Source organism: Marinobacter algicola DG893, assembly GCF_000170835.1.
In the GTDB taxonomy this organism is placed as follows: domain Bacteria; phylum Pseudomonadota; class Gammaproteobacteria; order Pseudomonadales; family Oleiphilaceae; genus Marinobacter; species Marinobacter algicola.
This window is the reverse complement of record NZ_ABCP01000015.1, coordinates 61,503-71,338: the sequence shown is the minus strand read 5'-3', so window position 1 is coordinate 71,338 and position 9,836 is coordinate 61,503. Positions and strand designations below refer to the sequence as shown.

Sequence of the window (9,836 nt, the reverse complement as noted above, 5' to 3'; positions counted from 1 at the left end):
AGTGGTTACGGTGATGCACTGCCAGACATGCAGGCGGTGGAAGGGTTCAATGAGTTTGACCATACCCAGGTGGTGGAGCGTTTGCGCCCCGAGTGGCAGGACCGCGAACGCATGGCGCGGGATCTGGCGGCGTTCCCCAAGCTGGCAAGGGCTTTCCAACAGGTGTTGGAGGAAGCCACGCAGCGCTGGGTCAGTGGCGTGCACGAGTACGAATACACCGAGAGGTGGCAAGCGTTCCGTCCGAGCGTGACAGGTATGTATTCACAGGCGTTTTTTAGGAGTCCCTTTCCCACACCCGCTAACTCCAAACTGGAAGGCTAAAAGCGGGTTACGCCGAGGCCTCAATAACCCGAACCATAGGATCATGTCGGCTTTCTGGAATCGGAAGGTGGCCGTAAAAGTTGGCAGGGTTATGGACTGCAACGGAAGGAAAGCCGCAGGCACCGAAGTGTTCAGCCGCTTGTTGATCGTCCAGGAAATGAAAGCTGACATCACTTCGGGTAACCGTGCTGAGCAGTCCGCCGAGGGATTTCAGGGCTCCGCGTAACAGCGGCTGATCCGGCATCAGGTAGCTTTCTGACAGGTAGACCGAACCCGGCCGTTGTTGCAGCAGTGCCGCCAGGCGTTTCCAGAATTCGGAAATAACGGGCAAGGAAAAATAACTGGTCAGTCCCTCGGTGACGACAACCACTGGTTCTTTGCTGTCGAACGCTCTCGCGAAAACCGCCTCCAGCGTCTGTTCGCCGGACTCCGCCAGGATGTCGATGGGCATTACCTGATGGTGATCACCAAGGTGGCCGGATGCCAGGAGTCTTGCGGCTTTTTGGGTGGCCATGTCGGGGAGGTCGGCTTCCACCACATGGAGGTGTGGGTGCTTTTCCCGCAGGCGGATGCCCCTTGGAGACATGCCGCAGGCAATTTCCAGAACCTGGGTGACGCCACGTTCGAGAGCCTGTTCGATCAGGTGGTCGATGATCAGGTGGCGCTGCAGCAGGAAGGTTCGGATGTTGCCGCCGATGAGTGTTTTGCTGCCTACCTCGAATGGCGTCATCAGGTGATACAGCCAGCGCCCCTGGTCCGTTGCAAGCACTTCGTTGGAGAGGCCGTACCGGTGCCACACGGCACCGGTATAGAGGGCAGTAAAGCTGATGCCGGAGCTGTCAGCCGCTTTCATTGGCCCGTTGTCAGTGGGTGTCTTTCTCATGAATCCTTGCGCCCCATGCTTCGCCTTTGCCTGGCAGGATCAGGTTGAGGGCTATGGCAACCACCGCGCAAAGGGCAATACCTTCCAGATTACCAATTGCCATGCCGCCGATACCGAAGACCAGGGTAACAGCAACGATCACCAGGTTGCGTGCCTGCGAGAGGTCGACCTGGTGACGGATCAGGGTATTCAGGCCGACAACGGCAATAGAGCCGAACAGCAGGCACAGGATACCGCCCATGACCGGCGCTGGGATGGTTTGGAGCGCTGCGCCGAATTTGCCGATGAACGCCAGCACAATGGCAATGCACGCCGCCCAGATCATGACTTTTGGATTAAAGTTCTTGGTCAGCACCACCGCGCCAGTGACTTCAGAGTAGGTGGTGTTGGGCGGGCCACCAAGGGCTGAGGCAGCGCTGGTGGCAAGGCCGTCGCCCAGCAGAGTGCGGTGCAGGCCGGGTTTCTCAAGGTAGTTTTTGCGGGTGACGGTACCGATGGCGAGGATGTCGCCAATGTGCTCAATGGCTGGTGCGATGGCCACAGGAATCATGAACAGGATGGCTGCCCAGCTGAACTCCGGCGCTACAAAATTGGGGATGGCGAACCAGGGTGCGTTGGTGATGGGAGACAGGTCAACGATGCCGGCGAAGGCTGACAGTATGTACCCAACAATAATGCCGAACATGATCGGGATCAGGCGGAAGATACCGCTGGACCAGACTGCCATGATCACGGTCACGGCCAGGGAAATCATCGCAATCCAGATGGCGGTATCGTAGGGCACCAGTTGTTGCGCGCCATCACCGGTGCGGCCGGAAGCCATGTGGACGGCCACCGGCGCCAGGCCAAGGCCGATCACCATGATCACCGGGCCGATCACCACCGGGGGCAGCAGGCGGGTGATGAAACCGGTACCGCGCAGACGTACCGCGCCACTGAGGATGATATACAGGATGCCCGCGGCCATGAGGCCACCGAGTGTCTCCTCAAGGCCGAAGCGCCCCTTGGCGGCAATGATCGGTGCGATAAAGGCGAAGGATGAAGCCAGAAAAATGGGGATCTGGCCGCCAGTGACGATGTGGAAAATCAGGGTGCCAATACCGGCGGTGAACAGCGCAACGTTGGGGTCGAGGCCGGTAATCAGCGGCATCAGTACCAATGCGCCAAAGGCCACCAGCAGCATCTGTGAGCCGGCAATGGCCTGTTTCCAGACCGGGTCGGTGCTATGATCCTGCATGGTTAAACGTCCTTCTGCTTGGTGCCGAAAATTTTGTCGCCGGCGTCGCCAAGCCCTGGAAGGATATAACCTTTTTCGTTCAGCCTGTCATCCATCGATGCGGTGTAGATCGACACATCCGGGTGCTTCTCCAACACCTTTTCCACGCCTTCCGGCGCCGCAACCAATACCAGGGCGCGGATCTCGGTGCTCCCGGCTTTTTTCAGCAGGTCGATGGTGGAGATCATGGAGCCACCGGTGGCCAGCATGGGGTCGATGATCATGGCCATGCGCTCATCCAGTTCACCTACCAGCTTTTCAAGATAGGTGCTGGCTTCCAGGGTTTCCTCGTTGCGTACCTGGCCGACAACGCTTACCCGGGCACCGGGAATCAGGGTGAGCACGCCGTCCAGCATGCCCAGACCAGCCCGAAGGATTGGCACGATGGTGATTTTCTTGCCCTGGATCTGTTCAATTTCCACCGGGCCGGCCCAGCCTTCAATGGTTTTCTTTTGCAGTGAAAAATCCTTGGTGGCCTCGTACGTCAACAGAGCACCGACTTCCTGAGCCAGCTCCCGGAAATTCTTGGTGCTGATGTCAGAGCGGCGCATCAGGCCGAGTTTATGGCGGATAAGGGGGTGCTTGACCTCGTGAATTGGCATGGGCTCACCTTTGCGTCTGGGTCGATGAAGTGATTGGGCGCAGTAAAGACGCCATCAAATGGCGCAAGGATACCGTATCTTGCCGAGCCCGTCAGGCGCGGTAAGAAGAAAAGCCGTAAGGGGTGGTACGGATCTTGCGAATACTCCGTCAAACGATGCGTCAGCGTCAAAAAAACGACCCGCACACCCCTGCGGTTAACCGCCAATCGGAGAATTTCCCGGCATGGACCGAGCGCTAGTCCTCAACAATGTCAAATCCCTGACGCGGGGTAATCTCGGCATTCCCGTGATGTTGATGGGATTGCTGGGCATGATGATTCTGCCCATGCCGGCGTTCATGCTGGACGTGTTCTTCACTTTCAACATCACCTTGTCGATCGTGATCCTGCTGGTGTGTGTCTACGCCTTGCGGCCGATGGAGTTTGCCTCCTTTCCGACCGTTCTGTTGGTGGCCACATTGTTGAGGCTGGCGCTCAACGTAGCCTCCACGCGGATTGTTCTGCTTAACGGCCATGAGGGCGGTGATGCGGCCGGTAAGGTCATCGAGTCGTTCGGCGCGGTTCTTATTGGCGGTAACTACGCGGTTGGCCTGGTGGTCTTTGCCATCCTCATGATCATCAACTTCCTGGTGGTCACCAAAGGTGCCGGCCGGGTATCGGAAGTCAGCGCGCGTTTCACCCTGGATGCCATGCCGGGTAAGCAGATGGCCATCGATGCCGACCTTAACGCTGGTTTGATCAACCAGGAAGAAGCCAAGCATCGCCGGGCGGAAATCGCCCAGGAGGCCGACTTCTACGGTTCCATGGACGGTGCCAGTAAATTCGTCAAGGGTGACGCCGTTGCCGGCCTGCTGATACTGGCCATCAACCTGATCGGTGGCATTGCCATCGGTATGCTCCAGCACGGTCTCGATTTTGGTACCGCTACTCAGAACTATGCGCTGCTGACCATTGGTGACGGCCTGGTGGCACAGATTCCGTCACTGCTGTTGTCGACGTCCGCCGCCATCATGGTCACCCGGGTTACATCCAGTCAGGACATGGGTGGGCAGATACTGCAGCAAATGTTCAATGCCCCCAAGGCACTCGGTATCGCGGCCGTCATCCTCATCATTCTTGGTCTGATTCCAGGCATGCCGCACGTAGCATTCCTTGGTTTGGGCGCGATTGCAGCCGGTATCGCCTGGTACATATGGCAACAGGAGCGCCAGACCGTCGAGGAGGACGGTGTGTTCCCGGTCCGGGGCGGTGGTGCCCGCCCGGCAGGCCCGGGGCGCGACCTGCCGCCTGGTGGTGAGGGCGGTGAACACAGTGCCCAGTTGCCGCCGCCGGGAGAAACCCGGGAACTCGGTTGGGACGATGTGGCCACTGTGGATATTGTGGGCCTGGAGGTGGGCTATCGCTTGATTCCCCTGGTGGACAAGTCCCAGGGCGGTCAACTACTTAGCCGTATCAAGGGCGTTCGCAAAAAGCTTTCACAGGATCTGGGCTTTCTGATGCCTTCGGTCCATATCCGCGACAACCTTGACCTGATGCCCAATGTCTACCGGATCACTCTGATGGGCGTCACCATTGCCGAGGCAGAAATCCATCCGGACCGTGAGCTGGCGATTGATCCGGGCCAGGTGTTCGGCAAGATCGAAGGAATAGAGGGCAAAGACCCCGCCTTCGGCCTGGACGCCAGCTGGATTGAGCCGGACAAGAAAGATCAGGCACAGACCCTTGGTTATACCGTCGTCGACGCCAGCACTGTGGTGGCAACCCACCTTAACCAGATCCTGCAGAAACACGCCCATGAACTGCTTGGCCATGAGGAAGTTCAGAAGTGGCTGGAGCAGCTCGAAAAAGTATCTCCGAAGCTGGCGGAAGAGCTGGTACCCACCACCATTTCCATCAGCTTGCTGCTGAAGGTGCTGCAAAACCTGCTGAAAGAGGAAGTGCCGATCCGTGACATGCGCTCTATTGCCGAAGCGATCGTGAACGTTCATCCGAAGAGCCAGGACCCGAAGCTGCTGACCACGGTTGCCCGCCAGTCACTGCGCCGGATGATTGTCCAGAGTATCTGTGGCAACGACGCAGAGATCCCGGTAATCACGTTGGATCCAGACTTGGAACAGTTATTGCTGAAGTCCATGCAGCAGAGTCAACAATCCGGCGGTCAGGAAGACATCGGGCTGGTGCTGGAGCCAAATATGGTTGAGAAGCTTCAGCGGTCGCTCCAGGACAGCGTTCAGCGCCAGGAGATGTTGGGCAAGCCGGCGATTCTATTGGTTTCCGGGCCTTTGCGCCCGGTACTGGCGAGGTTTGCCAGCTATGGAGTAGAGCGCCTGCATGTACTGTCGTATCAGGAAATTCCGGATAACAAACAGATCACTATTGTCGCATCCGTCGGTCAGTAAAGACCGCGGCTGGAAAGGCGGAAGGCGCTGGAAAGCGCTGACCGGGGAGGAAGCATCATTATGAAAGTTAAGCGGTTTTTTGCCCAAAGCATGGCAGAGGCACTGCGTCAGGTGCGGGATCAGATGGGTCCCGATGCCGTAATCCTTTCCAATCGTCGTGTGGATGGCGGCGTCGAAATTGTGACAGCGCTCGATTATGACGAAAATATGGCGCGCCAACGCCTCGGTGACGCTGCGCGGGAAGCCACCAATGGCTCACGGCTAGCCGAAATGCAGGCGGAACAGCATCGCCGCCTGGAGGACGAACTCGGCCGCTCTCGCGATCGTATTCGGGAAGTGCGGGAAAAGCGCGCGACCTATGGTAATGCGGTTGGGGGTGGGGACTTCGGCCACGCTGGCTTGTCGAAAGAATCGCTGGCCGACGATGACATGGTGGTTGAAGAGCCTACCGCTGCCAGCGCTGCCTATTCCGGAGAACTGGCGCAAATGCGTGCGGAGATCAGTTCCCTTCGTGACCTGGTCAGTGCCCGGAATGGCGGTGAACCCGAACAAACAGCGGTGAACGCAGTACAGCAGAGGCTGTCTGAGAGGTTGCAGGAGTTTGGTCTCGGGCTGGAGCTCGCCAACTCTCTGTCCCGGCGCCACCGCGCAGGCCGGCTTGAGGATGGCTGGAAGCAGTCTCTGAAAATGCTGGCCGCCGGTGTGAAGACCGCGCGTACTGAATGGGCGGATGAGGGCGGTGTCTACGCCCTGGTGGGCCCAACCGGGTCCGGAAAGACGACGACCATCGGCAAGTTGGCCGCGCACTATGTGCTGCGCCACGGTGCCGACTCTCTGGCGCTGGTCACCACCGATCGCTATCGGGTCGCGGCCCATGAGCAACTATTTGTATTCGGGCGCATACTGAACGTTCCAGTTCGGGTTGTGGACGAAACCCATTCCCTGGACGACATACTGGACGAACTGTCGGACCGGCACCTGGTGTTGATTGATACCGCTGGCCTGACCAGCACCGACAAGGGCTACGAGGAGCAGCTTATGGAGCTGGCTCGCAGTCACCATCGGATTCGAACCCATCTGGTGGTTTCGGCAACCAGTCAGCCGCGCATCATGAAATCCGTTTGGCATTGCTATAAGATGGCAAATCTTACGGGTTGTGTGATGACCAAAATCGATGAAGCACTGACCCTGGGTGAATCGCTGGGATTCGTCATGGAAACGGGATTGCCGGTGGCGTATTACACCGACGGTCAGAAAATCCCGGAAGACCTGCACCACGCTGAGTCCATTCCGCTGGTGCGGTTGGCCGTGGAGAGGCTGAAGAAACTCCAGCAGCAACAGGCGGTCGCTGTTTAAAAACAACACAGCCTGCGGTTTAACGCGGCAAGAGATCAGAGTCAGTATGAGCAAACCACATCCGGTACAGGTGATTGCCGTTTCCGGCGGGAAAGGCGGCGTTGGCAAGAGCAACGTATCAGTGAACCTTGGCATCGCCCTCGCACAAATGGGGCGCCGGGTGGTACTTCTCGATGCCGACCTGGGCCTTGCTAACATTGACGTTCTGCTTGGCATTACCGCCAATCGCAATATCCAGGACGTCATCGCCGGGGAGTGTGATCTACGGGACGTATTGGTCAACGGCCCCGGGGGCATAAAAATCGTGCCTGCTTCCTCGGGCACCCAGCGCATGACCCAACTTTCCAATCTGGAGCACGCCGGCCTGATCAACGCGTTCAGCGAACTGGGTGACCAGATCGATGTGCTGATCGTTGATACCGCTGCGGGTATTTCCGAATCGGTGGTCAGTTTCCTCCGAGCCTCACAGGAACTATTACTGGTTGTCTGTGATGAACCTACCTCTATCACCGATGCCTACGCCCTTATAAAGCTTATGAACCGGGATTACGGCACCAACCGCTTCCGTATACTGGCTAATCAGGTCAGGAATGAGCAGGAAGGTCGCCATTTGTTTGAAAAACTGACCCGGGTGACCGAGCGCTTTCTTGATGTAGCACTACAATATGTGGGTATCGTGCCGTATGACGAGGCGGTAAAGAAGGCGGTACAGCGCCAGCGTGCCGTGCTGGATGCCTATCCGCGGGCAAAAGCATCGTTGGCGATCAAGAGCCTTGCGGAGAAAGTGGACAGCTGGCCGCTGCCATCGTCGCCCCGGGGACATCTGGAATTCTTTGTGGAGCGGCTCGTCGAAGTCTGATTTTGATCCTGTCACTGAATAGCCGGATACATGACATTGGCGAAAGAACTTGGAATCTACAACCGGACGGGTACAAGAGGACCTTCCCAGCTCGTTGAGGAGCAAGCCCCTCTGGTCAAGAAAATAGCGCTTCATCTCATGGCGCGGCTGCCGGCATCTGTCCAGCTGGACGACCTTATGCAGGCAGGCATGATTGGCTTGTTGGAAGCTGCACAACGATACAGTTCCGACAAAGGGGCTACCTTTGAAACCTACGCCGGCATCCGGATACGCGGAGCCATGGTGGATGAAATTCGCAAAGGTGACTGGGTCCCCCGATCTGTCCACAGGAACTCCCGCCGCATTGCCAAAGCCATCAAGGCTGTCGAGGACCGCCTGGGCCGTGAAGCTCAAGACTCGGAAGTGGCTGAGGAGCTTGGGCTGGACCTCGACGAATACTATTCCTCCCTGAGCGATGCCAACAGTGGCCGACTTTTTAGCCTGGATGAGCTCAATGAATCCGGCGAGCTGCCGATAGAAGAAACAGAGGACAGTGATAACCCGTTGGATGGCCTGGCGTCTGACAATTTCCGGAAGAGTCTGGCAACTGCGATAGGTGACCTGCCCGAGCGGGAAAAGCTGGTGCTCAGCCTTTACTACCAGGAAGAGCTGAACCTGAAGGAAATCGGTGCTGTGTTGGGCGTCAGTGAAAGCCGGGTCAGCCAGATTCACAGCCAGGCCGCGCTCCGTCTGCGGGGGCGTCTTACTGGTTGGCAGAGCTGAACAGGCTGCCAGTCCCATTGAACGGCGTTACCAGGCATTCTTTACTGTAGCCTTTTGGTAACCGGTGCTTTACAACCGGCTCAAAGGCCACACAATAAGCGGTTAAACGACCGGCCTGCTAGACTGTGAGCCGGAAGCCAAAAACGAATTCCGGGCGTTTTTAACTGGAGGTCCCATTGGACAAGAATATGAAAATCCTGATTGTGGATGACTTCTCCACAATGCGACGGATCATTAAGAACCTGCTTCGCGATCTCGGTTTTACCAACACTGACGAAGCAGACGATGGCAACACGGCACTGCCGATGCTCAAGAGCGGCAAATACGATTTTCTGGTAACCGATTGGAATATGCCGGGGATGTCCGGGCTCGATCTGCTCAAGGAAGTCCGTGCCGATGACGGCCTGAAGACCCTGCCTGTGCTCATGGTGACTGCCGAGGCGAAGCGCGACCAAATCGTCGCCGCTGCGCAGGCCGGCGTGAACGGCTATGTGGTTAAGCCCTTCACGGCTGCCGTACTCAAGGAGAAGATTGAGAAAATCTTCGAACGAATCCAGTAATCAGAGGTCGGACGGCTCCCATGAGCAATAGCAAAAAAGACCAACAGGGGCTCGACCCGGAGGTTACGGAAAAACTCCGCAGCCAGGCGGCCGAGTTGGTTGAGCAGGTCAACGCAGGTGACTATGGCCGTGCGATGAGCCTGATCAATGAGTTGAGCGAGGTGAGGGACCAGAGTCTGTATCGGGAAGTCGGCCGATTGACCCGCAGCCTCCACGAGGCAATCCGCAATTTCCAGATTGATCCCCGTAACGCCGAACAGTCAGAAGCCCTGTCGAAGATGACCGATGCGTCGGATCGTCTGGAATACGTGGTTCAGATGACCGGTAAAGCGGCCAATCGGACCATGGATCTGGTTGAGGAGGCTATGCCCAAGGCCAGCGCCCTTCGTGACGAGGCGGCCGAGCTGAGGGACCAGTGGCAGAAACTTCGCCGCCGTGAGATGGCCCCGGCGGAATTTCGTGAGCTCTATGCCCGTATCGACACGTTTTTCGTAACTCTGAATGCCGACGCGGGGGCGATGTACGACAACCTGTCCGAAATTCTCCTGGCCCAGGATTTTCAGGACCTCACTGGGCAGGTGATCCAAAAAGTCACCACTCTGGTTAAAGAGGTGGAAGAGCATCTGTTGAGCCTGGTAGTGATGGCGAGCCATGTGGACCAGATGACCGGCACCGTGCATGAACTGGAAGAACGGGAAAAGATATCGGCGGAACAGGGTGTCGGTCCACAGATCAAGGCCGAAGAACGCGAAGACGTAGTATCGGGACAGGACGATGTTGATGATCTTCTGTCCAGTCTCGGTTTCTGAGTAAGAGAGG

General features: G+C 57.5%; 9 protein-coding genes and 1 pseudogene. 7 read left to right on the top strand and 3 right to left on the bottom strand.

Features of this window, described 5'->3' with window-relative positions:
- Positions 1-321 (top strand): annotated as a pseudogene (locus tag MDG893_RS11510) (hypothetical protein); the annotation flags it as partial.
- Between the two features lie 7 nt (positions 322-328).
- Here the strand turns inward: MDG893_RS11510 and MDG893_RS11505 are convergent.
- The 3 genes from MDG893_RS11505 to upp are packed head-to-tail and all read right to left on the bottom strand — an operon-like array spanning position 329 to position 3,082.
- Complete coding sequence (locus tag MDG893_RS11505) at positions 329-1,204, bottom strand: class I SAM-dependent methyltransferase (RefSeq protein WP_244264419.1); 876 nt, start codon at positions 1,202-1,204, stop codon at positions 329-331.
- A complete protein-coding gene (locus MDG893_RS11500; RefSeq protein ID WP_007153962.1) occupies positions 1,185-2,441 on the bottom strand; it encodes a uracil-xanthine permease family protein in 1,257 nt (418 codons plus the stop codon). Before MDG893_RS11500 ends, MDG893_RS11505 begins: the two co-directional genes overlap by 20 nt.
- A gap of 2 nt (positions 2,442-2,443) precedes the next feature.
- Positions 2,444-3,082: a uracil phosphoribosyltransferase gene (upp, locus tag MDG893_RS11495; protein WP_007153961.1), complete on the bottom strand. Its 639-nt coding sequence runs from the start codon at positions 3,080-3,082 to the stop codon at positions 2,444-2,446.
- 223 nt (positions 3,083-3,305) lie between these two features.
- On the opposite strand from upp, the gene flhA reads away from it, so the two are divergent.
- The 6 genes from flhA (at position 3,306) to MDG893_RS11465 (ending at position 9,826) form a co-directional block, all read left to right on the top strand.
- Positions 3,306-5,480, top strand: coding sequence for a flagellar biosynthesis protein FlhA (flhA, locus tag MDG893_RS11490; protein ID WP_007153960.1), 2,175 nt, complete (start codon positions 3,306-3,308; stop codon positions 5,478-5,480).
- A gap of 60 nt (positions 5,481-5,540) precedes the next feature.
- Entirely contained in the window at positions 5,541-6,836 is a 1,296-nt protein-coding gene (gene flhF / locus MDG893_RS11485; RefSeq protein ID WP_007153959.1) for a flagellar biosynthesis GTPase FlhF, read from the top strand.
- A 46-nt stretch (positions 6,837-6,882) separates the two neighbouring features.
- Entirely contained in the window at positions 6,883-7,695 is an 813-nt protein-coding gene (locus MDG893_RS11480; RefSeq protein WP_007153958.1) for a MinD/ParA family protein, read from the top strand.
- A 30-nt stretch (positions 7,696-7,725) separates the two neighbouring features.
- Entirely contained in the window at positions 7,726-8,457 is a 732-nt protein-coding gene (locus tag MDG893_RS11475) for an RNA polymerase sigma factor FliA (protein ID WP_040474539.1), read from the top strand.
- A gap of 176 nt (positions 8,458-8,633) precedes the next feature.
- Positions 8,634-9,017 carry a chemotaxis response regulator CheY gene (gene cheY, locus MDG893_RS11470; RefSeq protein ID WP_007153956.1) on the top strand — a complete coding sequence of 128 codons (384 nt, stop codon included), beginning with the start codon at positions 8,634-8,636 and terminating at the stop codon, positions 9,015-9,017.
- A gap of 20 nt (positions 9,018-9,037) precedes the next feature.
- Positions 9,038-9,826, top strand: a complete 789-nt coding sequence (locus MDG893_RS11465) for a protein phosphatase CheZ (protein ID WP_007153955.1) — start codon at positions 9,038-9,040, stop codon at positions 9,824-9,826.
- Positions 9,827-9,836 lie beyond the last annotated feature (10 nt).

Excerpts from the sequence above, each read along its gene's own strand:
- MDG893_RS11505 (WP_244264419.1), bottom strand. The coding sequence starts at position 1,204 with ATGAGAAAGACACCCACTGACAACGGGCCAATGAAAGCGGCTGACAGC.
- MDG893_RS11500 (WP_007153962.1), bottom strand. The coding sequence starts at position 2,441 with ATGCAGGATCATAGCACCGACCCGGTCTGGAAACAGGCCATTGCCGGC.
- upp (WP_007153961.1), bottom strand. The coding sequence starts at position 3,082 with ATGCCAATTCACGAGGTCAAGCACCCCCTTATCCGCCATAAACTCGGC.
- flhA (WP_007153960.1), top strand. The coding sequence starts at position 3,306 with ATGGACCGAGCGCTAGTCCTCAACAATGTCAAATCCCTGACGCGGGGT.
- flhF (WP_007153959.1), top strand. The coding sequence starts at position 5,541 with ATGAAAGTTAAGCGGTTTTTTGCCCAAAGCATGGCAGAGGCACTGCGT.
- MDG893_RS11480 (WP_007153958.1), top strand. The coding sequence starts at position 6,883 with ATGAGCAAACCACATCCGGTACAGGTGATTGCCGTTTCCGGCGGGAAA.
- MDG893_RS11475 (WP_040474539.1), top strand. The coding sequence starts at position 7,726 with ATGACATTGGCGAAAGAACTTGGAATCTACAACCGGACGGGTACAAGA.
- MDG893_RS11465 (WP_007153955.1), top strand. The coding sequence starts at position 9,038 with ATGAGCAATAGCAAAAAAGACCAACAGGGGCTCGACCCGGAGGTTACG.